21 protein-coding genes and 1 tRNA gene are annotated in these 23,784 nt (G+C 42.6%); 6 read left to right on the top strand and 16 right to left on the bottom strand.

All coding sequences use genetic code 11. The annotated features are described in order from the left end of the window. Nucleotides 1-177: 177 nt before the first annotated feature. Entirely contained in the window at nt 178-966 is a 789-nt protein-coding gene (locus tag ABD128_RS09405) for a DUF2884 family protein (RefSeq protein ID WP_343989534.1), read from the bottom strand. A gap of 165 nt (nt 967-1,131) precedes the next feature. Beyond that, nucleotides 1,132-1,416: a DUF4404 family protein gene (locus ABD128_RS09400; protein ID WP_343989532.1), complete on the bottom strand. Its 285-nt coding sequence runs from the start codon at nt 1,414-1,416 to the stop codon at nt 1,132-1,134. Nucleotides 1,417-1,624: 208 nt separating this feature from the next. Between ABD128_RS09400 and ABD128_RS09395 the strand changes: the two genes are divergently transcribed. After that, nucleotides 1,625-3,382, top strand: coding sequence for a hypothetical protein (locus ABD128_RS09395; RefSeq protein ID WP_343989530.1), 1,758 nt, complete (start codon nt 1,625-1,627; stop codon nt 3,380-3,382). Nucleotides 3,383-3,505: 123 nt separating this feature from the next. Here the strand turns inward: ABD128_RS09395 and megL are convergent, their stop codons facing one another. Together megL and ABD128_RS09385 are read right to left on the bottom strand one after the other, a co-directional pair. After that, a complete protein-coding gene (megL, locus tag ABD128_RS09390) occupies nt 3,506-4,714 on the bottom strand; it encodes a methionine gamma-lyase (RefSeq protein ID WP_343989528.1) in 1,209 nt (402 codons plus the stop codon). Nucleotides 4,715-4,747: 33 nt separating this feature from the next. Then, nucleotides 4,748-5,230 (bottom strand): Lrp/AsnC family transcriptional regulator, encoded by a 483-nt coding sequence (locus ABD128_RS09385; RefSeq protein WP_110201765.1) that lies wholly within the window; start codon nt 5,228-5,230, stop codon nt 4,748-4,750. Between the two features lie 181 nt (nt 5,231-5,411). Here ABD128_RS09385 and ABD128_RS09380 point away from each other — a divergent pair, with 181 nt between their 5' ends. After that, nucleotides 5,412-6,071 (top strand): esterase/lipase family protein, encoded by a 660-nt coding sequence (locus ABD128_RS09380; RefSeq protein ID WP_343989525.1) that lies wholly within the window; start codon nt 5,412-5,414, stop codon nt 6,069-6,071. Nucleotides 6,072-6,131: 60 nt separating this feature from the next. On the opposite strand, the gene ABD128_RS09375 is transcribed toward ABD128_RS09380, so the two are convergent. The 3 genes from ABD128_RS09375 to ABD128_RS09365 all read right to left on the bottom strand — a co-directional run bounded on the left by ABD128_RS09375 (nt 6,132) and on the right by ABD128_RS09365 (nt 9,262). Further along, the gene (locus ABD128_RS09375; protein ID WP_343989523.1) at nt 6,132-6,524 is read right to left on the bottom strand and encodes an ACT domain-containing protein; all 393 of its coding nucleotides are present in this window, start codon (nt 6,522-6,524) and stop codon (nt 6,132-6,134) included. A 133-nt stretch (nt 6,525-6,657) separates the two neighbouring features. Then, a complete protein-coding gene (locus ABD128_RS09370; protein WP_343989521.1) occupies nt 6,658-8,718 on the bottom strand; it encodes a S9 family peptidase in 2,061 nt (686 codons plus the stop codon). 280 nt (nt 8,719-8,998) lie between these two features. Beyond that, on the bottom strand, nt 8,999-9,262 hold the full coding sequence (locus ABD128_RS09365; protein ID WP_343989519.1) for a chorismate mutase: 264 nt from the start codon (nt 9,260-9,262) through the stop codon (nt 8,999-9,001). Between the two features lie 96 nt (nt 9,263-9,358). Between ABD128_RS09365 and cmoA the strand changes: the two genes are divergently transcribed. From cmoA to ABD128_RS09345, 4 genes are all read left to right on the top strand, one after another. Beyond that, entirely contained in the window at nt 9,359-10,087 is a 729-nt protein-coding gene (cmoA, locus tag ABD128_RS09360) for a carboxy-S-adenosyl-L-methionine synthase CmoA (protein ID WP_343989517.1), read from the top strand. A 12-nt stretch (nt 10,088-10,099) separates the two neighbouring features. Continuing rightward, on the top strand, nt 10,100-11,092 hold the full coding sequence (gene cmoB / locus ABD128_RS09355; protein WP_343989515.1) for a tRNA 5-methoxyuridine(34)/uridine 5-oxyacetic acid(34) synthase CmoB: 993 nt from the start codon (nt 10,100-10,102) through the stop codon (nt 11,090-11,092). A gap of 1 nt (nt 11,093) precedes the next feature. Continuing rightward, nucleotides 11,094-11,768 (top strand): pseudouridine synthase, encoded by a 675-nt coding sequence (locus ABD128_RS09350; RefSeq protein WP_343989513.1) that lies wholly within the window; start codon nt 11,094-11,096, stop codon nt 11,766-11,768. A gap of 221 nt (nt 11,769-11,989) precedes the next feature. Beyond that, nucleotides 11,990-12,066 (top strand) — tRNA-Arg (locus tag ABD128_RS09345). Nucleotides 12,067-12,074: 8 nt separating this feature from the next. On the opposite strand, the gene ABD128_RS09340 is transcribed toward ABD128_RS09345, so the two are convergent. The 9 genes from ABD128_RS09340 to lrp form a co-directional block, all read right to left on the bottom strand. Further along, nucleotides 12,075-12,566, bottom strand: a complete 492-nt coding sequence (locus ABD128_RS09340) for a DUF2489 domain-containing protein (RefSeq protein ID WP_343989511.1) — start codon at nt 12,564-12,566, stop codon at nt 12,075-12,077. Nucleotides 12,567-12,695: 129 nt separating this feature from the next. Continuing rightward, nucleotides 12,696-14,090: an amidohydrolase family protein gene (locus tag ABD128_RS09335; protein ID WP_343989509.1), complete on the bottom strand. Its 1,395-nt coding sequence runs from the start codon at nt 14,088-14,090 to the stop codon at nt 12,696-12,698. 44 nt (nt 14,091-14,134) lie between these two features. Then, complete coding sequence (locus tag ABD128_RS09330; protein ID WP_343989507.1) at nt 14,135-16,408, bottom strand: mechanosensitive ion channel domain-containing protein; 2,274 nt, start codon at nt 16,406-16,408, stop codon at nt 14,135-14,137. A 178-nt stretch (nt 16,409-16,586) separates the two neighbouring features. After that, a complete protein-coding gene (gene serS, locus ABD128_RS09325; RefSeq protein WP_343989505.1) occupies nt 16,587-17,855 on the bottom strand; it encodes a serine--tRNA ligase in 1,269 nt (422 codons plus the stop codon). Nucleotides 17,856-17,880: 25 nt separating this feature from the next. Continuing rightward, nucleotides 17,881-18,264 (bottom strand): fluoride efflux transporter FluC, encoded by a 384-nt coding sequence (locus ABD128_RS09320; RefSeq protein ID WP_343989503.1) that lies wholly within the window; start codon nt 18,262-18,264, stop codon nt 17,881-17,883. Nucleotide 18,265: 1 nt separating this feature from the next. Continuing rightward, a complete protein-coding gene (locus ABD128_RS09315) occupies nt 18,266-19,606 on the bottom strand; it encodes a replication-associated recombination protein A (protein WP_343989501.1) in 1,341 nt (446 codons plus the stop codon). A gap of 23 nt (nt 19,607-19,629) precedes the next feature. Then, complete coding sequence (gene lolA, locus ABD128_RS09310) at nt 19,630-20,301, bottom strand: outer membrane lipoprotein periplasmic chaperone LolA (RefSeq protein WP_343989499.1); 672 nt, start codon at nt 20,299-20,301, stop codon at nt 19,630-19,632. A gap of 360 nt (nt 20,302-20,661) precedes the next feature. Next, complete coding sequence (locus ABD128_RS09305; RefSeq protein WP_343990473.1) at nt 20,662-22,986, bottom strand: DNA translocase FtsK; 2,325 nt, start codon at nt 22,984-22,986, stop codon at nt 20,662-20,664. Between the two features lie 148 nt (nt 22,987-23,134). Then, nucleotides 23,135-23,638 carry a leucine-responsive transcriptional regulator Lrp gene (lrp, locus tag ABD128_RS09300; RefSeq protein ID WP_343989497.1) on the bottom strand — a complete coding sequence of 168 codons (504 nt, stop codon included), beginning with the start codon at nt 23,636-23,638 and terminating at the stop codon, nt 23,135-23,137. Nucleotides 23,639-23,784: the final 146 nt, after the last annotated feature.

Here is a 23,784-nt window from a genome sequence, read left to right as displayed (position 1 = left end):
CCCTACTTCGTAATCGCAAAGCAATTCAGTAGCGAATGCCATACTCGTAAGTGTGTTTAGGAGATTGCCGCGGCCACTTCGTGACCTCGCAAAGACGAAGTATTAACAAAACTCGTCATCGCGAAGGAGCATTAGCGACTGTGGCTATCTCGCTCTATAATAAGCCACCTTAACCAGTTAATCGGTGATTAACTGGTAATCGTCAAACTTAGCAAAAGCTTTGACTAGCTCGCTTTCTTTGAGATCGATATTTTTGACCAAATGACACAGATTCTCAGCTTGCTTTTCGAGCGCTTCTCCACGAGCTTCAAACTGCTGCTCCATTTCTTCGCCAAATTTCTCCATGCGTTGCTCAAAAGCTTTAACTTTGTCTTCGTTACCACCTAAAGCTGCTGCAATAATTTCGCCTACATTGTTTTCCATAAAGTCAGCCACGGCACTTTTGACTAGTGCTTCGAACTCAGCTTCGAAGTTTGAGCTTTCAATATATTCCACGATACCCTCAGGGCGAAGGTGGTTCTGGCTAATGTGTTGTCTTAGGCCAGCTGAAAGCTTTTCGACTTTAGCCCTGAACTCTTCGGCTTTATCAGGATTGTCATGTAGCAAAGCAGAGGTCACGCTAGCCACAGCATCCACTGCAATCGCGCTTGCCTCGTTGGCTACTGCAGCAGCCTGAGGTAAGAGTTGTCGAATTTGTTGGTTGTACTCTTTTAACAAAGTTTGCTGCTCGGCGTTAAGGGCTTGTTTATTACCATCAAGATACAGTTCTTGTACAGGAGTTGCCTCTTTCCCCAAGATTAAAACCTTCTGTTGTCCCTGAGTGGAAAAGCTTAGCTCGTTATTTTTAACATCAATGTTATAAGCAAAGTCTGCATCACAAACTAAATCATTAGAGTGTGCCATGCCGCTAGCACTGCCAAGAGTTAACATAATGCCGAAAAGGCTGGTCGTTAATAGGTGTTTCATGCTGGGTTCCTCATCAATAAAGTGGTTAGTACACTATTTAAGATGAGGCAATGTGGGGAAAAGGTTTAGCGAATTAATGTGTAAAAAGGCGGTTTAGGGTAACAAATTGTAAATGGCTCGCTTTATTTTAAGCAATGCGAGCCATGATATTTATTGTAAAATCAATCAGATACCGATATTACTTAAACTATTTGAAATCCTACGGATAAAACTGCTTAGAGAGGGGTATTCGCGTTCAAAGTTATATAAACGCTCCTGAAAACGCTCGATCAAATACTCTTCAGGGTTTTCTTCAGCATCTTGCTTGAAGAGCCGAGACTCAATGATGAGCTCTAGCTTAGCTAAAGTTAATGTTTCCTCTTTAGATAATTCCTTTTGCTTTTCAATAAGTAAGAGTAAATCGTTCGCTTTTTCTACTATTTGTGTCTTAGTGACTTCTGAATTGCTCATATTCTGTTACCTTTGAAACATTTTATTACCCATTCTAAGTGATAGACACATAAAATTCATTGGTCAATTACCTTCCATAGCATATAATTTGCACTGGTCTGCTGGGCTTTGCCATTTACTTTTGGTGGCAAGACGCATTAGATACCAGTAAAACGAATCGCAAAGCATTAACAGGCCACCAACACAACTACTACACAGAAGGATTAGCATGAAAAAACTACTAATAATTATTGTAATAGCTGTTGCTATTGCAGCAGGGGTATATATCTTTAAGGGAGGAAAAGTCGATCTATTGGGTGGCAATTCTTTACCTAGCGAAAATGCCGTATTGGAATATGTACCAGCTGACACCGTGTTCTTTGCAGGAAGCGTAGAGCCACTAGATTTTGCTAAAACATTAGAAATGAGCAGCAAAATGGGCTTCGACACCTCTGCATTGATGGGCTCAGGTATTAACGAAATTAAATCAGACCTTGGCGATGCTCCAGACGCAGGTCGTATCTTGATTGGTTTATATGATAAATACCTAACCGCAGTTAAAAACAAATCTGTCAAAGAACTTGGCTTACGCAACGAAGTCAACATGGCGATCTACACTGTAGGTGTACTTCCTGTTGCGCGTATGGAATTAGACGGTTCTGACACTTTTGCTAAGGTTATCTCGTCACTTGAAAAAGAATACTCTGTAAACGCTAAAGTGAACACTGTTAATGGTGTTGAGTACCGCGAGTACCGCTTAGACAACCATGACGAGCAAGTTCCAACTATGGTTATCGCTATTAACGACAACCAAGCAATCATGACAGTTAACACTGCGCTTGAAGATGCTAAAGACTTACAAGTGACTCTTAGCGAGAAGCCTGCTACGAATATCCTAGAAGGTGGTGCTTTGAATGAACTAGCTTCTGACAATGGTTACTTAGGTTACTCGATCTTTATGATGGACAACCTTGCGATTGTTGACGGTCTAACTAACCCAAGCGCAAATGCTTTTGGTAAAAGCTTACAAGACCTTCAAGTAGCTTATGGCGCTGGTAACGATATGCAGGACATCCAGACTCCAGCTTGTAACGCAGAATTTACAGCTTTGACTGGTAACTGGCCTATCCTTTCTGCTGGCTATACTAAGTTTGACAGCAACAACGCTAGCTACAAAATGGTTCTTAAAGGCGCTAACGGTGACCTTTTAGACACATTAGGCCAAATGCGTGGTCATATTTCTGACAACGTTGCTAAAGATGACTATGTTATGAGCTTTGGTCTTGGTCTTGATATGGATCAGCTTGTTCCAACAATCACAACCGTTTGGGAAAGCTTAACGAAAGAAGACTTCACGTGTCCTCCACTAGCAGAAATGCAAGCGGGCTTACGTCAGTCTAACCCAATGATGCTTGGCATGATGTCTGGTATGTTTGCTGGTATCAAAGGTGTTGGTTTCAGCATTGTAGACATGAAAGAAGACGCTTTGGCTAACATGGAGCGTAACCCAATGGCGTTTATGCAAGATAGCCAAATGTTAATTACGGTTACAGCTGCAAAGCCAAAGAACCTACTTCAGTCTATGGGTATGTATGCTCCAGAGCTAGCTCAATTACAACTTGAAGACGGTGGCGAGCCACAATCAATTCAAGCTGGTATGGGTGCAGACGCTAAAGTTGCTCTACGCGGTAACGACCTAGTGTTACTAATGGGTAATACTGATGGCTTAATCGACAACGTCGAAAGCAACGGTAGTCTAGAGAAAAACGGCATCATGTCATTCTCTATGGACTTTAAAAAGTACATGGGTCTACTTGAGCAAATGATGGCTTCAGCTGCTGATAACGCTTACGGCAGCGAAAAAGAAATGATTGAACAGCAAAAAGAAGTTTTTTCTGAGATGAAAAATGTTGATGGCGTTATAAAAAGCAGCTTCGACATCACAAAAGAAGGTGTAGTTATCGACAGCAGTTTCCAAGCAAAATAAGCTTGTAACGCTAGATAAAACGTACAAAAAAGCCCAGCTGATGCTGGGCTTTTTTATTACTCAATATTTTTTATAATTCAATATTTGTTGCCAAAGGATCAATGCTTTTAAAATTTAAAATCACTAAGCAACTTTAATCTTCATTCTTTTAAGCGCCTGTTCAAGATCTGCAATGATGTCGTCATGATGCTCAAGACCTACAGAGATTCTGATTAAAGTCTCACTAATACCAGCTTCTGCCCTTTCTTCTGGCGTATACGTCGAGTGCGTCATAGAAGCTGGGTGCTGAATTAAGGTTTCTGCGTCGCCCAAACTCACTGCAATGTGGCATAGATCTAATTGATTCATGAAACGCACAGCGTCATCAAACCCACCTTTAACCTCAAAAGCAATAACGCCACCGGCACGCTTCATCTGCGTACCAATCAAGTAATGTGCTGGGTGGTCTTTTAGACCTGGGTAATAGACTTGCTCGATATCCGAGTGAGTCGCCAAATAGTCGGCAACCTTTTCCGCGTTATCGCAATGACGCTCTACGCGCACAGACAAAGTTTTTAAGCCACGAGTAATCAACCAAGCGTCGTTAGGGCTCATAGTCGCCCCCATGTCTTTTTGAGTCGTCATTTTTATATGGCCAATCTGCTCTTCGCTTCCACAAACGATACCGCCAATGACATCACCATGACCGTTTAAATACTTAGTCGCACTATGAATAATCAAGTCCATATCAAAGTCGCTAGGCTGCTGTAATACAGGTGACATAAAGGTATTGTCCATAATCGTAAGTAGGTTATGACGCTTAGCGATAGCGCTTATCTTTGCCATATCAACACAAACTAAATTTGGGTTGATCGGTGTTTCGAAATAAATCAGTTTCGTGTTTTCTTGAATCGCTTTTTCAACTTCCTGCTCATCGGTGATATCAACAAAAGTTACCTCAATACCAAAGTCTGGGAACTTGTGATTAATTAGCGCGAAGCTACAGCCATATAGCGCTGAAGAAGCGACAAGGTGGTCTCCCTGCTTTAAATTCGCCAACAAAGTCGCTGAAACCGCACCCATGCCAGAGCCGAATGCTGCCGCGTCCTCGGTATTTTCGAGCGCTGCCATTTTTTGCTCAAGCTCTCTTACCGTAGGATTCCCTAAACGGCTATAGATATACCCCTGCTCTTCACCAGCAAAACGGTTTGCACCCTGCTCGACATTATCAAATATAAAAGTTGATGTTTGGTGGATAGGCGTAGCTAAAGAACCAAAACTTGGATCGCCCACACGACCAGAGTGGATTGCGCGAGTTTCTAAATGCTTCAACTGTTTATTCGACGACTTCATAGACTCATAAACCTCTTAGAGTAATTTATAAAGCTATTCCGCGAGGATGATGGCGCTGGTATTTTTGACTTCCTTTAAAACCAAGCTAGTGTGAACTCTAGCGATCCCTTCTAACGGAATCATCTTCTGCGAAACAAAACTTTCTAAAGCCCTAGTGTTTTCGACCGCAACTTTTAACAGATAGTCATACTCACCCGTTACGTTGTGACACTCGAGTACCTCAGGCCAAGATTTTACGGTGGCTAAGATGGCTTGGATTTGTTCAGAGCTGTGCAGTTGTAAGCTAAACTCAACAAAACAGAGGTTGTCGAAGCCTAAACGCTCGCGATCAACTAAGGCGGCATATTGCCTAATGAACCCTTCTTGCTCTAACCTCTTAACTCGCGCATGGCTCGCCGGTGGCGAAAGATTAACCCGCTTAGCTAACTCGGAGTTACTTAAACGGCCCTCTTGCTGCAGCAAGTTAAGAATTTTTTTATCCATAGCATCTAGCTTATCTGGTGACGATTTTAGCATTTAAATACCTAATAGCTGAACGATATTCACCGATAATAACATAAATACGAATATTTTAGTCATATTAGATACCTGTAATTAATATTATTAACATTTAAGTCAATTTGTTATCGCTTTGACGAATAAAACCAAGCTGATACACTGACGTCTGACCAGATGCATTGATAAGGGACTGAAACTATTGGAAAAAGAGGCGGTTATACTGATTCATGGCATGGGGCGAAGTAGTCGCTCGATGAAAAGTCTTGAGCGTTATCTCAAGACTAAAGGCTACCTCACCTATAATCAAAGTTATCCATCCACCGTTTCTCAGGTCGAACGCTCTTCGATTCATTACATTAATTCTGCGCTTGCTAATATCCCTCATTCAATTTCCAAGATTCACTTCGTCACTCATAGCCTTGGCGGTATTTTGGTTCGCTACTACCTCTCAAAACACAGCATTAGAAAGCTCGGTAGGATTGTGATGCTAGCGCCACCCAACCAGGGATCTGACGTAGCCGAAAAATACAGAGCACACTTTTGGTACAAGTGGACAACGGGAGTGCCGGGACAGCAACTGCATAAAACGGACAATGAACTATTGGAAAAGCTGAAACCAATCTCTACTGAAGTTGGTATTATTGCGGGAACAAGTTCATCAGATCCTTGGTTTAATCACGTTTTTAAATCTGAGCACGATGGCAAGGTTTCTGTAGAAAATACGAAATTGCCTGAGATGAAAGATATGATCACTGTGAACCATGGCCATACATTTATTATGAACAAAAGAAAGGTTAAGCAATATATTTTAAACTTCTTAACCAGCGGCAACTTCTATCGACATAAGAAGGCCGTCTAAATAAGTCCACTCAATAGACAGCGGTTATCATTCTGAATATCGACGTCTTTATAATCAGCATTAAGCTGATTTATTACCCAGCCCTTTAAGAACACCCATTGCTTCTGCTGCTTTATCGGCAGGTACAAACACATGGTCATGATGGTAGGCCGCGACGACGTTAGCGCTAATATTAGCTTTGGTTAAAGCTGTAGAAACAGCGGCTATTAACCCGACCGCTTCCAGGCTCGAGTACACCGATAGCGTTATCTTTCTGAAAATGCCTTCGTATGCCAACCCCGATGCTTCAGCCTCTTCTTTCTGACAAATTAAACTGATGCCTTCGCCTTCTCTAAATGTTGCTAGCGGGTTAAGGCCATCTGGAACAGCAACCGCCGTGCAAAAAACATAGTCATGCTCATCCAAAATTGGCTGCAAGTTCACCAGTAAGGCTTTTAAATCCTTAATTGCCATAGTTCTATGCTCATGTTTGATTTGCCCAATAAAAAAACTCCACAATACTATCATAACGACACTATTGCGGAGTTTATTGAAAACATAAAGACAAGTGGCTAATAAGGATAATTAGCCACATAAAAGTCATGTCTTATTTATCAGTCGCTTTCTCAGACTGCTCTGCCTCTAACTTCTTCTCGTGCTTTAAGTCATAAGAAGGCGGTTCACCACCATCACCTTTAAGGTAGTGATCCATCCAGCGAACAAGTCGCAATGAATAATCGTATTGCGCTGCCGCTTTACGGTTACCATGACCTTCGCCTGGGTATAAAACTAAGCGAACAGGTGCCTGACCTAATGTTTTAATATAACGGTAAAGCTCCATTGATTGTGACGGATGAACACGCGTATCCGAGTCACCGTGCATAATCAACAATGGTGTTTTAGCGTTTTTCACGTGATAAATCGGGCTTGTTTCCAACATCCACTGATAATCGTCCCAAGGCCACGCGCGAGCGTGAACAGCGTGCATTTCGTTAGGAATGTCTGTGGTACCGAACTTAGACAGCTGGTTAGAGATTCCGACAAACATGACGCCTGCTGCATAATGCTCTGAAAGCTTAGTCGCAGACCATGCCGTTGCGTAACCGCCGTATGAACCACCCGTGATACCGACTTTATCGCCATCAACCATGCCTTTTTCAACTAAGGCAAACTTACCGTCTAAAATGTCGGTAAACTCTGGGTCAGCGTAAGCGTGCTGATCTAAACGAGCAAACTCGTCGCCGCGACCGGTGCTACCACGATAGTTAGGGATAAAGGCGAAATAACCTTTAGCCGCTACAGCTTGAATTGGATCGGCATAGCGCGTGTTCCAACCGTTTGAGCGGTGCGCTTCAGGGCCACCGTGAATGAAGGCAATCATTGGATAACGCTTACCATTCTTATAATTCAGTGGGTAAACGAGAACGCCTTGAATTTTTAAGCCATCGCGCGCTTCATACTCAAAACCTTCTTGCTTAGCTAACTGAACATCGTCTAACCAAGGATTGGTGTTTGTTAAACGCTGCATACCAGCCGCTGTAATCGCGAACAATTCACGCGGATGCTTCGCTGTATCGGCTAAAACATACACAGCGCCATTGTTGGCCACCGACAAGCTGCGCTGAATACCATTGCCATAATCTACTAACGGCATTGATGCAATGCGGCGCATGAAAGCAGCTTTAACCACGCGACTTTCTAGGCCTTTGTGTTCGATATAAATAATATCGTCATTGTGCCAAGCGAGATCCATCACGTGGCTTTCATCATTACTCACACGCTTAGAGACAGTCTTATCTTTTACGTTCGCGACGTATAAAGCACCTGCTGTTGGGTCGTTGTAGTCATTAGCGCCAAGGAATGCAACGTGCTGACCGTCCGTTGACCAGATGGCTTTGCCTTGTTTACCTTCAGTTTTGAATTTGGCAACCACATTACCTTTTAGATCAACAACTTGAAGGGTCTTCTTCATGTAAACATCATCGATACGCGGTGATGGTGACGTTTGAACTAAAAGCTGATCATTGACTGGGCTAAACTTTGCGCTGATAACAGCACCATCGATATCAAGCTTCTTTGGCTCTGCTTCTTTGTCGTTAAGGTTGACTAACCAAGCTTTAACATCAGCAACATCTTCTTCGTAAACTTTTGCTTGAAAACCTTTTTGGACAAGTTTTTCAGTGTGTTCTGGAGCTGCGTCACGAGCAATAAAGACCAGTTTGTCGCTGTCTTTATTCAAGGTATAGCTCATGATGTTGCTCTTGATACTAACGACCTTCTGCGACTCACCACCGTCAACTGGAATACTGTAAACACCAGCAAAAGTATCCGCATTGCGCATGGCGATGTAATAAATATGGCTACTATCACTCGACCAACGAACCGAACCAATATTCACTTCGCCTACGATAAAAGGCTTAGCTTCTTTGCCAACAGGCTTTACATACAACTCTGACCAAGCAGGACCGTCATCATCAATATAAGGTTTACGCTTTTTACTTTGTGTATAAGCGATCCACTTACCGTCTGGTGAAACTTGGGCCGAAGTTACGGATTCTATCTTTGCGATATCTTCAAGGGATAAGCCTTTGTTTTTAGCCGCATGACTGGTGCCAGTCCCAACGGATGCAAACAAAGCCAAACCCATGAAAAACAGTATATTTTTCATACAATTACTCTGAGTTAAAAATTTAAGTTAGGATAGTAAAAAATGTGACCTAGGTCTAGTTGGGATAATCCATCGATTTGGTAAATGTACGTCACGATTGTTACAAACCGTTACAATTGGCGTCTAGCATAAAAATTTCGGCTGATTTAAAGTACGCATGAGCATAACGGTTAACTACCCCCTAACCGTATGCTCGCATCTCAAAATATCTCCTTCTCATTTTGAGACGCAATTTTTAGCCCCCTATCTTAGGGGGCTTTTTTATATATTCTCTAAAATATCAATCAGTTAGCTGGATTCTCACACAGGCGTCAAATATTGGCTGATAAATCGACTGTAACTCTTCTAGTGTAAAATGGTCGCCATGACGTTGGTGTAACTGAGCCACAACCTCTCTTTCCCTCTCAGGAACCCGAACGGCTACGCCCTGCTCCTGCTTTAGCTTTATTAAAGAGTTAACTAATTCAGCTCTTTGTTCGATTAACTGAACGATCTGCTCATCCAATTGGTCAATCTTCTTTCTCACGGCTTCAATTGAATCCATAGTGCGCCTTACTTTCGAATAAATCATGGTAACCTGTTCTTATTATAGTAGAATTACGCTTTTGGTGTAGAGCAACTAAGCAACTAGCTGACTAATATGAGCAAATCAGACAATATCTATGCAACGCCGCTTGAAGAAGTAAGTTCTTTTAGCTTCGATCACAAGGTCGTCGAAGTCTTTCCTGACATGATAAAACGCTCGGTGCCCGGTTACACGGCTATTATTGATGGCATCGGTCAAATTGCCAAAAAGTATGTTCTACCAAATACCAATATTTATGACCTCGGTTGTTCTTTAGGAGCCGCAACACTAGCCATTCGCCAGTCAGTGAACGACTCCAGCTGTAAGGTAATTGCCGTCGATAACTCGAGCGCCATGATCGAACGCTGTCGGCTGATACAGTCTGGCTATAACTTTGATATGCCTGTTGACGTGATGGAAGCTGATATTAATGATCTGACATTCGAAAACGCGAGTTTGGTTGTGCTGAACTTCACCTTACAGTTTCTGCCTCGCGGTCAACGCTTACAACTTCTTCAGAAGATTTACCAAGGGCTAAATAACAATGGTGTACTTGTTCTTTCAGAGAAGCTCACCATGAGCTCTGATGAACTGGATGCCCATATAATTGATATTCACCATGACTTTAAGAAACAAAATGGTTACAGCGACATGGAGATTGCACAAAAGCGTGCTGCTTTAGAAAATGTCCTGATTCCTGACACGCGCGAGCAACATTACACGCGCTTCCAAAAGTCTGGATTTAGCCAATACGATACTTGGTTTCAACATTATAACTTCGCTTCCTTTATAGCCGTAAAATAGATTTGAGAACTTATGTTTAGTTTTAATGATACTTACGATGCCATAGCCAATACACGACTACACCCTTGGGTTGATGGTTTTAAAAAAGCCGTTCATAAACGTATGGCGGATTACACCCACGGCAATATTTCCCAGTGGATAGAGCTTATAAAGCAACTACCTGATATTACTCCTGATCAAATCGACATTACGAATAAGGTTTCGATAGGTAGTCGCTCACAGTTGTCGGATACGGAGTTTGAACAACTAGAGCATTTGTTAAAGCAATTCCATCCTTGGAGAAAAGGCCCCTATCACTTATTCGGCCAGCATATCGACACCGAATGGCGCTCGGACTGGAAGTGGGATCGCATCAAAAACCATATTAGTCCGCTAGATGACAAAATCGTATTAGACGTAGGCTGTGGCAATGGCTACCACTGCTGGCGCATGGCAGCCCAAAACCCGAAACTGGTGCTTGGAATTGACCCTTCGCAACTGTTTCTCATGCAGTTTGCGGTCATGCAAAAGTACTTATCTGATTACCCAGTACATTACTTACCAATTGGCTTAGAATACATGCCTCAAAATCTTGATAAACAAGGTTTTGATACCATTTTTTCTATGGGTGTTTTATACCACAGACGTTCCCCAATCGATCATATATTGCACCTTAAAAATCTGCTAAAACCTGGTGGTGAGCTGGTTCTCGAAACACTAGTTGTTGATGGCGACGACGACCAGTGTTTAATTCCGAAAGATCGTTATGCACAAATGAACAATGTTTGGTTTATTCCAACCACGGGAATGCTTAAAAACTGGATGCGTAAATGTGGCCTAGACGACGTGCAAGTTGCCAACGTCTCCACTACCAGCACAGAAGAGCAACGCGCGACAGACTGGATGACCTTCCAATCACTAGAGCATTACCTCGATCCTCAGGATAAAAGCCTGACAATCGAAGGCTATCCTGCTCCTAAGCGCGCCTTTATGGTTGCGCGAAAGCCATCGCAGAAAAAGGCATAACATGTCCAACAAAGACTACCATATTGTCCCTTTTTGCGCGGCGCCAGTTCGGATCATCAAGCCTAATAAGAATTTCTTATTTGTTGCAAAGCCTGCTGGTTTACTAACCATTCCAGGCCGCCACGAAGAAAATAAAGACTGCCTCATTACAAGACTGCAACAACATCCAAAGTCCAATACTGCCACAGTGGTTCACCGTCTCGATATGGCCACTTCAGGCGTTATGGTTGTCGCCTTAAGCAAAGCCGCACATCGTGAAATAAGCCGACAATTCGAACATCGTGAAACTCAGAAACATTACATTGCAGTAGTTGATGGCATTGTTGAAGACGATAACGGTATTATCGACAAACCGATGATTGCAGATTGGCCGAACAGACCTAAGCAAAAAATTGACTTTGAAGACGGCAAAAAAGCCATAACCGAATGGCAAGTGCTAAGCCGCGACCTAGAAAAACAGCAAACCAGACTAAAGCTCACCCCCATAACAGGGCGAAGTCACCAACTGCGTCTTCATTGCCTAGAGCTTGGACATCCTATTCTTGGTTGTAATTTATATTCGAAAGATGGCTCCGAAAGCAAAGCCCCACGGTTGTTACTGCATGCTGAATCATTAACCATAAAAGATCCCAAGACTGGGCAGGCTGTAACAGCAAAGGCACCCTGCGCTTTTTAGCTTGATTAAGAAAGAAAGACTTGTCAAAATACCGCGCTTTTAGCGGCTTCGACAAAATGTTGCAATAGTAAACTTGTTTCAGGCAAGATTTACAAAACATAGCACCCGTAGCTGGGTCTGCCCCTTCTCCGCAGGAGATAGGGTACAGTTGGATTGGAGCGAAGCTCCCAGAGCCCGCAAGCAAGCAGAGGCTCAAGTAGTTAGTAAAATTTTAAAACAAAGCACCCGTAGCTCAGTTGGATAGAGCGTCGCCCTCCGGAGGCGAAGGCCACAGGTTCGACTCCTGTCGGGTGCGCCATTTCTTATTTAAGAAGAGCCAATATTTGTATACAGTGGTTCTTTGGCTTTTGAAAACTTTTCAACGGTTGTATCAACCGCCTTTTTAATCTCTTCCTGGTGTTCAACTTCGATCTTATTCATTTCAAGCGTATATGCCATTTTTTGACGTTTCTCTAATTTACCCCATGCTTCATGGGTCGGGATATGCGATGTTTTATCATAAACCGTGTAGAAAACTTCAAAAGGCTTGCGATTGACCTCATCCAATCTCAACTGATCGATTAAAACTTTTAGGCGTATACAGCCTTCAATCGTTGGGCATTGCTCTTGCTGCATGGCTTTAGAAATAGAGACAATGCTATCGACAACTGAAGCGATCTGCTCACTATGATTTAAGCTAAAATCGTTTTGTTTCAACCCCAATAGTTTTTTCTGGCGCCTCAACTGAATAAGCAAAAAAGCTGCATAAACGGCTAATATAATGATGATTGCCGAAGCTATATAGTAAAAAATGGTCATTATTTCCTCAAAATTTCAGTTCAAAGTTGTTTCAATAGGGTTGACTCAGCCTACTTAGATACAACGATAAAATTGTTATGCGATACACCTTGTTAGCCCCAATTTATACCTCAATACGCAGGGTCTAGCTCATATTTCAGGATAAGACAGTGTTAAGTTTTCTTCCTTTGGCAAACCATTCTGTTTATAAATAGTTCCACCCTTCACGACTAAGTCTACGTGTTGCAATAGGTTAATATACTTCAAGGCATCCCCTTTAACAGCAATGATATCGGCATACTTGCCTGGCACAACTGTTCCTAAGTCTTGGTCAGTCCCCATGAATTTCGCTGGCCAATAGGTCGCCGCTTGGATAGCCTCCATCACGGGAACGTCGAACTCGTCTACCCAAACCTGGAGCTCATGCCACGTGGACTGACAGTGAAATTTCATCGGAATACCACTGTCTGTCCCCACTAATAAAATAGCTCCACTGTTGCGAAGCTGGTTAAACTTTTTCTTAAGTGTAGGCTTTCTCTTTGGGGTTAGCTGCATATAGCCTAGTCGCTCAGGGTGTTGAATAGACTGCTTAATATCTTCAACTGTCTCTTTACTTAAACCTCTCGTCCAGCATTTATTATCAAGCTCTTCAGAGTTTTTTCGAACATATTCGTAGTTCCACAACCCTTCCACTGTAGGCGTCCAGTACAGAGGGCCCCCACTGATGCGGCCTTTCGCCGTTCTTTCCTTAAGCATTGTCATAATATCCTCAGGGTATTCAGGCGCCGTTGTTAGCCCTGTATGCTCGAAGTTATCGATACCTATCTCTAAACCCACTCTAATTTCATCGGGCTTATGTGAATGCCCGACTACCCTCATACCAAGCTTATGCGCTTCATCAACAACGGCTTTAGCATGCGATAAAGGCATAACATCATGGTCAATAAGCTTGACCACATCCATACCCGCTTCTTTAAGCTTACGAACTTTATTCCGCGCATCACGTTCGCTAGAAATCCCCCAACGAAACGCTTCAGTACCAGGGTATGGCTTATGCTGCAAAAATGGGCCAGACATAAACATTCTTGGGCCGCTTAACTGGCCACCATTAATCGCTTCTTTAATTTGCTGCGACTCTTTCAATGGTGCCCCCAAATCCCTAGCGCTCGTAACTCCAGCTAATAATAATTGCTCTGCAGAAGCAGGCATAACTTCACTTCCTAGCTTGTTAATGTAGGCTTTGTCCCAGTATTTATAATCGGAATGTCCATTGATCATCAGGTGCACATGCATATCCCACAAGCCCGGTAAAACAGTCATCCCTTCTGTCGAAATGACTTGGTAATCTTCTGGGACTGGCAATTCTTTCTCAGTGCCGACGGCTACAATACGTTCGCCTTTAACCAAAATTACGCTGTCATGAATAATCTTGCCTCCAGTACCATCGACCAGCATCCCCCCAACAAAGGCTTTAAGCTCTTGCCCGTTGGACGCTGACGTCATTAATAGCATTAGAATTAATGTGAATAATATTTTTATACGCATGATGACCTCATATTATGGCTCTTTTGTAGTGGTTATAATTGTTGTTAGTCGTCTTTACTTTTGCTGTTATCATTTTTAGTAGGTAGTGATTCACCAGTAATAGATTGTAGCGGCAATGAACTGGAATCTTTGTCGCCATCTTTAACTATATTAAGGTGAACATCGCGCTGTGGAAAAGGAATATCAATACCGTATTTTTTAAGAGCGGTATCCAACTCCCACATGTAAATACTTTTAATTCGCGTCGGTCTGCGAACGCCAAAGTGAGCGACCCAAACTAGTAGCAAGAAGTTAATGCTATTATCACCAAATTCTGTAAGCCAAACTTCAGGTTCTTTGCCTGGAACGTTTCGGAGGGTGTATTGAACGTTAGTGGCAGCTTCCAACGCCGCTTTTTTAACAATATCTTTGTCAGTTCCGTAAGCAACACCAAATGGAATTTTTACGCGTCTAGTAGACTCTTTTAAGGTCCAGTTGGTAACAATATTGGTGACCATGTAAGAGTTGGGAATAATCACATCAATATTGTCATTAGTGTTAATTCGTGTGCTTCGCGTTTTAATTTCTTTAACTTGTCCAGTAGTACCGTCTTCTAGCTCGATATAATCACCAACCTTTAATGTTTTTTCAAACATGATGGTTAAGCCAGAAACAAAGTTACTCACTAAGTTCTGTAAACCAAAACCAATACCAACGGATAAAGCACCAGCAATCAAGGTCAGGTTACTTAAGTTTAGCCCCAGAGCACTAAAACCAGCCACCGCTGCTATAAAAATAATTAAGTAGTGAATTAGACGGTGAAGTAAGTACAGTCCTGAACTATTTTTTATTTTATGGCGTTTCTCAAAACGATAAACAATGAAGCTCACTAACTTTGAAACCAAATACCCCACTAGAATAATAAAGCACAGCTGGATTAACGGGAGTAAGGTAATCGGGCGTTCATTAATACTGAAAAGTGGCTTATTGGCAAACTGAACAGTGGTATCCCACGCATCAGCAGTAAACTCTTTTACTGAATCCCATGTCTTATTGAGCCCAGTCTGTTGTTTATCTTCAATATCAGTCAGCATTGCTAGTATTAACTGATTATCGCTAATAGTTGCCCGAACATCCGATATCGCCCGTAAGATATGCTGAGCTTTTTGGCGCCTTTGATCTGACAGTTTTTGCAGTTTCTTTATATCCTTGGTGGATTGCTGACGTAATGCAATGTCAGACGATAATAAGGTATCTCTTGCTAAGGTCTCTGCTTTAACAATTTCAGCTTCCGCTAAACGAATCGCTTCTTCCGAATCGGCAATTGCCAATTTAACCTCATCAAGATCTGCATCTTTAGGAGACTCTAAAGCTGCGATTTTAGCAAGTTTCTCCTGGTCGTTTGCACGCTCCAACTTTAACAAGACTTCATTATATGCAAGCAAAGTTAATGCTAAATCAAGCTTTAGAATTTCATAACTAGTAAAACCAATACTGGTTTCCGAAATATCGCGGCTAAGCTTAAGGTTTAGCTGCTTGAGGTCATCGTCCAATTCATCTTTCTCAGCTATTAGCTCTTTACGCGCACCCTCTGGGTACGGTTCAATGGCAAGTCGCTGTTTGGCAGATCCAAGCGTCTCACTGAGACTCAATAATTCTTGATTAAGTTTATCTTCTCTGGCTTCGTGGTTTTTCAGAAGTTCTTCTTCAATAACCTTACTTAATTGACTGTTAACCCAATTCAAGACAACGCCGAGCTGCTCAATGCTTCCTGTAACGCTGTTAAGATAAGAAACCTTTAAAACATCAATCGTTTCTGAGGTTTGCTCTATACTCTCTCTAACTCGAGAAGTTTCATCTTGAGTTTGACTCAGCAAGTACTCTACTTGCTGGATTAACTGGTTAATCTCTAAATACTCTTCCACGGAGTATGTCTCTTTTAATACCAGCTCCCCTGGGATATCCGAGCTTTCTTTCTTTTGATAACGAAGCTTTTTGTATTCTTGTGCTAAGTTTCGGATTATGGCAACTCTTTCAAGTAACTCGCTGCGCTCTTCACCCTCAACCTCTGTAACTGCTTTTTCTAACTTATCAACAAACTTTGCAAATTCACTCTCAAACTTTTTTGGATCTTCTATCTCTTGATACTGGTTCCACCAACGATTGCTCATATCTTTAAAGCTTGGCACAGTATCTTCTTCACTGTCTTTTTCTTGGTTTAATAAGTTCAGCGGGTCATTTGAGCTAGCAGCATGAGAATTCGTTACTGCGATAACAAGGGAAAGCAGCAGAGCTAGAGTAACAATTAGTCTTTGAAACACTATTTTAAAAGTATTCATTGATTCCTTAATCTATAAGGTCATGTGTCAGAGATACAATCTAATTAAAAGCTTTTTGATTGAAACAGTCTACCATTAGTCTTAACGAAATATTCCCATACTAAAGAAAAACTTTGCAGTTCTTAGCTATTTAGCGCTAAACAGACATAAAAAAAGCTGCACGAGGCAGCTTGTTATTTTAATCTAAATAAGGCTTTAGAACCTCAGGAATATCAATAGAACCGTCTTCTTTCTGATAATTTTCGAGAATTGCTACGAGAGTCCTACCAACCGCTAGACCAGAGCCATTTAGTGTATGCAGAAGCTCTGGCTTGCCTGTTTCAGGGTTTCTCCAGCGAGCTTGCATCCGACGCGCTTGGAAGTCTCCAGTATTACTGCATGAAGAAATTTCGCGATACGTATTTTGGCTCGGCAACCACACTTCAATGTCATAAGTCTTAGTCGCGCCGAAACCGATGTCACCTGAACACAGATTGACGACACGATAAGGGAGCTCTAATAACTGTAATACTTTTTCGGCATGGCCAACCAAATCTTCTAAAGCTTGCATCGAATCATCTGGCTTAGTCATTTTAACCAGCTCGACTTTTTCAAACTGGTGCAAACGAATCAATCCACGAACGTCACGGCCGTAAGATCCTGCTTCGCTTCTGAAGCAAGGTGTATGAGCCGTAAACTTCATCGGTAAGGCATCAGCCTCTACAATTTCATCACGCACCATGTTTGTGACAGGGACTTCAGCCGTTGGAATCATATAAAGCTGTTTACCATCTTGATTTTTACCCTGCGCTTTAAATAGATCTTCCTCAAACTTAGGCAGCTGACCAGTGCCTGTTAAACTTTCAGCGTTCACCATGTAAGGCACGTAAATCTCTTCGTAGCCATGCTCTTTACTATGAAGATCTAACATGAACTGGATTAATGCACGATGTAATTTAGCGACAATCCCCTTCTTAACCACAAAGCGACTCGCTGAAATCTTAGCCGCGCTAGCGAAATCGATACCACCAAGACCTTCGCCAATTTCGACGTGATCCTTTGGTTCAAAAGAAAACTCTTTCGGCGTGCCCCAGCGACGAACTTCAACGTTATCATCCTCGTCTTTACCAAAAGGCACTGACTCATCTAGAATATTAGGGATGCCGGCCAGCATATCATCCAGCTCAGTCATCACTTCGCTTAAGCGCTCTTTTGCGCTATCAAGCTTTTTGCCTAAGTCGGCAACTTGATCTAGTAAAGGCTGAATATCTTCGCCACGGGCTTTTGCTTGTCCAATGGACTTGGAGCGTGTGTTACGCTCATTTTGTAATTCTTGAGTGTCTACCTGGAGCTTTTTACGCTCGCCTTCCAGTTTTTGGTAAGTAGCAACGTCCAATTCAAACCCACGTTTAGCAAGGTTTGCTGCTACAGCTTCAATGTCATTACGTAATAATTTTGGATCAAGCATTAGAATTTATGAGTTTAGTCAAGATTTAGCTCGACATTCTACCACCAAGCCAAGCGCCAACAAACACGAAAAGCAAGCAAAGTACTAAATTTCCTAGAATATTTACGCCAGCTTTGAGCCAAAACTGCTGTTGAAGGAGTGTCATGGTTTCCACAGAAAAGCTTGAGAAGGTTGTCAAAGCACCTAAAAAACCGATAAGAACGCCCTCTTTTAAAGTCATGGAGACTTGTCCACTCTGCCAATAACTGATCAAAAACCCAGCCATAAAGCAGCCGATAACATTAGCGATAAAGGTTCCGTACAGAAAATAATCACCAAACAACCATTCAGACAAATCACGAATTTTAAAGCGCGCAATGGCTCCAAGTGCACCACCGGCACCAATAGCACCAATCACAAACCAGTTCATGCTATCTCCTTCTCCGCGCTTCGTCAGTTCGTTGCTGTAGCCAAGCCATTTTTTCGGCAATCTTTTTTTCCAGACCTCTTGGAACTGGCTGATAATAATCAACTGGGCGTTTTTGCTCAGGGAAGTACTCTTGGCCCGCTGAAAAAGCATCCGGTTCGTTATGGTCATAACGATAGCCAGTGCCATACTCAAGATCTTTCATCAGACTCGTCGGAGCATTTCGAATATGCATCGGCACCTCATAGCTTGGTTCATTGCTAACGTCTTTTCGCGCCTGATTATAAGCGTTATATACTGCGTTACTTTTAGGAGCGCAGGCTAAATATAGAATGGCTTGTGCAATGGTTAATTCACCTTCGGGGCTTCCTAAGCGTTCTTGGACATCCCACGCATTGAGCGCCAGAGTCAAACCGCGTGGATCAGCATTTCCAATATCTTCACTCGCCATGCGCACCACTCTTCGCGCGACGTACAAGGGATCGCAACCGCCATCTAGCATACGGCAATACCAATAAAGCGCGGCGTTAGGATCGCTACCACGAACTGACTTATGTAAGGCGGAAATCTGATCATAAAAATGCTCACCACCTTTATCAAATCGGCGCAAAGATTGAGTGAGCGTTTCCTCAAGAATTTTATGATTAATCTTTGGCGCCAGCTCATTGTCCGCTAAAGCGAGTTCAGAGGACAATTCAAGGATATTAAGTAGACGCCTGCCATCACCGTCAGCAGCTTGAATCAGAATGTCTGCGGACTCGAGCTCAATGCTCAGGTTTAGATTACCCAAACCATGCTCTTTATCACTTATCGCTCGGTCTAGTAACTGTTTTAAAGCTTCATTGGATAGATTTTTAAGGACAAAAACACGAGCGCGAGACAATAATGCGTTGTTTAGCTCAAACGATGGGTTCTCAGTGGTAGCGCCAATAAAAGTCACGGTTCCGTTTTCGACATAGGGTAAGAATGCATCTTGCTGCGCTTTATTAAAACGGTGAACCTCATCGACAAACAGTAAGGTTTGCTTGCCTTGTGCTTGGTATTGCTTAGCTTCCTCAACTGCAGCACGAATATCCTTAACGCCCGCCAATACGGCCGAAATGGTTATAAAATGCGCGTTAGAAGTGTTCGCTATCAAACGAGCCAAGGTTGTTTTACCGGTTCCGGGCGGCCCCCAGAAGATCATAGAAAAAGGCTTTTGAGCCTCTATTGCTTGAAATAGAGGTTTGCCTTTCGAAAGAAGGTGCTCTTGGCCGACATAATCCTCAATACGTTGAGGACGCATACGATCGGCCAGAGGTGCATAGACTTGTGAGTCGTCAAACAGTTGATTTTGTTCGCTCATTGACGTTAATAAACATTGCTTGATTAGTTATCAGCATTGTCCGCCACTTCCTTGCGATTATCAATGACATCGACGCCTTGTGGTACGACAAAGGTAAAGTGGTCATCAGCGAACTCTGGTTCTAAATCTACATCTGAGAACTCGATCGAAGTACTTTGACCAAGGTTATCACTAACCTGTAAAGCGACTAAATCATCACCATTGAACTCTATTAATAATCTTTCAAACAAAGCATCTTCAGCTTTAGAGCTTAACTGAAAGATTGAGGTACTGGGCGTGTCAGAAGCTATTTCAGCAACATTATAATCATCGACGATATCGACCTTGTCTTTGGTCAAAATAGCGGCAGGTGTCGTGTCTAAGCTAGCACCTAGACCCGATACATTAATCTGTTCAATATCACGGTCGAACTGCCACAAATTCACTCCATCAGCGACAATCTCCTGCTCATAAGGATCTTTCACCACCCAACGAAACTGTTTTGGACGTTGTAATTCAAAGTAACCGTTCGAGGAATCCAAAACGATGTTAAATTCATCTCGTATTTCTTGCGTGAAAGTCGCTTTATAACTACTGATATTGTCGAGTTTTTCTTGTAATTTATGCGCTGCATCGGCCTGTACACTTAAGCTTGCAAACAGCAAACTAAAGCCAAGAGTCAAAATACGCAGCGACTGTTCAAATAAAAATTTCATAGTTTACCCTTACAAAAGGCTTTTAATTGTTTACTGTTATACAGCCCCAAGGCTGAATAATGACTTAATAAGCGAACCTATTTACAACTGGAGGAAGCTTCTGAGTTCCAGCAGGGGGATTTGTACTCACGGCTCAGAATGACCTTACTTATGAGCTCACGACACTGTTGGCTTATAAAACACGCCTATTATAAAAACCATTCGGCGTTAATGGTTACAACCTTAATATTACTATACTAAGACTTTGAGCGTTAACGGTGATGTTAAGACAAGGCATCAAATAATTAAATTGCGGAGTTTAGTGAACTAAATGAGCAAAATTTAATTATTTTATAACGCCGTATTAACGAATAAGTTAGCTCATAGGTCATCTTTTGGTGGGGGCGGTGCCAACACTTCTCTAGCCCCATTGCTCCCCATCTCTGACACAATACCAGCAGCTTCCATCGCTTCAACCATTCTAGCGGCACGGTTATAGCCAATTTTCAAACGACGCTGGATTCCAGAAATTGAGGCACGACGACTTTCGGTGACAATGGCAACCGCTTGGTCAAACAGTTCATCTTGCTCGCTATCTTCGCCTTCCATGCCAGGAATTCCAGGCACAGGCACTTCGCTAGTGCCACTAATCACTTCTTCGATGTAATCAGGTTCGCCCCGCTGTTTCCAGTCTTCCACAACACGGTGAACTTCATCGTCATCCACAAAAGCACCGTGCACACGTGTCGGAATATTGCTACCACCAGGTAGGTATAACATATCCCCCATACCGAGCAACTGCTCCGCACCTGTTTGGTCGAGCACTGTTCTTGAATCGATTTTGGACGATACTTGGAATCCAATTCGAGATGGAATATTTGCTTTGATAAGACCGGTAATAACGTCCACAGATGGTCTCTGGGTTGCTAGGATTAAGTGAATCCCTGCAGCGCGAGCCTTTTGTGCAATACGAGCGATCAACTCTTCAACTTTTTTACCAACAATCATCATCATATCGGCTAACTCGTCGATGACGATTACAATCGAAGGCAACTTATCTAAAATTGGAGGCTCTTCTTCAAGGCCGTCCGTTGGTTGCCATAATGGATCTTTAATGGGCTCGCCTGCTTTAATGGCGTCTTTAACTTTTTTGTTATAACCCGCTAAATTACGAACGCCTAGGGCAGACATCAAGCGATAACGTCGCTCCATTTCACCGACCGACCATCGTAGTGCATTTGCGGCGTCTTTCATGTCAGTCACCACCTCGCACAAAAGATGAGGAATCCCCTCATATACGCTAAGCTCTAGCATCTTGGGATCAATCATGATCATGCGCAAGTCTTCAGGAGGCGACTTATAAAGCATACTAATAATCATGGCGTTGACACCGACCGACTTACCCGAGCCCGTCGTACCGGCGACTAATAAGTGTGGCATTTTAGCCATGTTAACCACCACCGGATTACCGGCAATATCTTTACCTAAAGCCATGCTGAGTGGTGACTTTGACTTTTCAAACTCGTCACAAGCAAGAACTTCACGCAAGCGTACAATTTCACGCGTTTCGTTGGGTATTTCGATCCCAACGTAAGTTTTTCCTGGGATAACCTCGACCACACGAACCGAGATAGTTGACAATGAACGGGCTAAGTCTTTGGCTAAGTTAGAAATCTTGCTGACCTTTACGCCAGGCGCTAACTCTAGTTCAAATCGTGTAATCACAGGGCCTGGGTGAACTTCCATTACCTCAGCATCCACATTGAAGTCTTTTAACTTTAATTCTACTAAACGGGACATCGCCTCAAGCGATTCTTCAGAGTAATGATTTTTTGGTGGTTCAGGCTCGTCGAGCAATTCCATACGCGGGAATGGACCTTCGCCAGCGCCCTCGAACAATGGCTTTTGGCGTGTCTTTTTTTCCACTTTAGCACTCGGTGGTACAGAGGCTACCTTAGGTTCAATTTTGACAGGCTTGCGTTTTTCGCGCTTAGTTTTGTCCTGTTTAATCGCTTCTTTGCGCTTAACCACAACCTGCTTGACGTCTTTTTCTTCTTGTCTTTTCTCTTTAAAACTGGCGTACCATTCCTTAAATCTCGAAATACTATTGAGGGTCCAGCTACCGACTGAATCCATTATTTTTAACCATGATATACCCGTAAATAGCGTAACGCCGGACAAGAACAAAGCCAAAAGGATTAAGGTAGTACCATAAATCCCCAATGAACCAATTATAGCGCTGACGATGGCTTTACCTAATATACCGCCTGAAAAGTAGACGATCTCTATTTGCTGTAGGCAAACTTCTAAACCAGCGACACAGCGATCAGCAAAGTGTTGATATAACAAACCGGCTCCAGCAATGATAGCGATTACCAGTCCGATGCTCTTAATGATCCAAAAACTCTTTGGGTGACTCGCTTCTTCTCTGCGCTCGCTGTAAACCAAATAGCCGAAATAAGCCACGACAAGTGGTATTAAATAAGCGAGATAACCAAATAGGTGCAAGAAGAAGTCCGCAAACCATGCCCCGCCCTTACCTGCAGCATTACGCACAGGGTCGCCGTTACCATTAGTAAAGGAACCAGGATCGTTAGGGTTATAGCTCAACAAAGCCAATAATAGAAACAGAGCAATAGTGACGAGAATAATCATTCCGCCCTCACTAAGTCTTTTACGAAGAATTGCTCTTGAATCTAACTGAATATCTTTCTTTTTTGTTGCAGCTTGTTTTGTTTTAGTTGTGCTCAAAGTAATATCCTAATTTATCTCTGCTACCATTCTAGTCGAAGTTTCAGCTATCTCAAGCAGGTTAATGCAAAAACGCCAATAGTTAAACAAATCCTTTAAATACTTAATCACTAGAGTTTTTTGTAGAAATCGGCAACACGCTGGTTTCTTTAACCTCCTCCATCACCATGTAAGAACGCGAGGCTCTTACCCCAGGCAATGTTAAAAGGGTTTCGCCTAATAGCGTTCGGTATGCCTGCATATCACCAACCCGCGCTTTGAGTAGGTAATCGAAATCCCCTGATACCAAGTGACACTCGAGTATTTCTGGAATTTTAGAAACCGCCTCTTTAAACTCAGTAAACATATGAGGCGAAGTATTGATCAGTCTAATTTCAGCAAAGACCAATAGAGAGAAAGATAATTTCTTGGGGTTTAGTTTCGCAGAATAACCCTCGATAAAGCCGTCTTTTTCTAGCCGTTTAACTCTTTCGAGACAGGGTGTTGCGCTTAAGCCGACAAGCTTAGCAAGCTCCACGTTCGAGATCCGACCGTTTGCCTGCAATTCCATAAGAATTCTATGGTCGATTCGATCAAGAATTTGCTTACTACCACTTTTAACTTTCATAGAATTTTTCTGTTATTTTTCGAGAAAATATAGTTATTTATACTACGAAATGGCAAACTTTAGCAAATAAAACTGTATAAACAACACTATAATAGCGATTTTTACCGCCCCCAAAAAGGGTTCAACTTAACCGTCAATTTGGAGCT

Origin of the sequence: Kangiella japonica (assembly GCF_039523535.1) — a bacterium.
GTDB classification, from domain to species: Bacteria; Pseudomonadota; Gammaproteobacteria; order Enterobacterales; family Kangiellaceae; genus Kangiella; species Kangiella japonica.
This window is presented reverse-complemented; position numbering and strand designations above follow the sequence as displayed.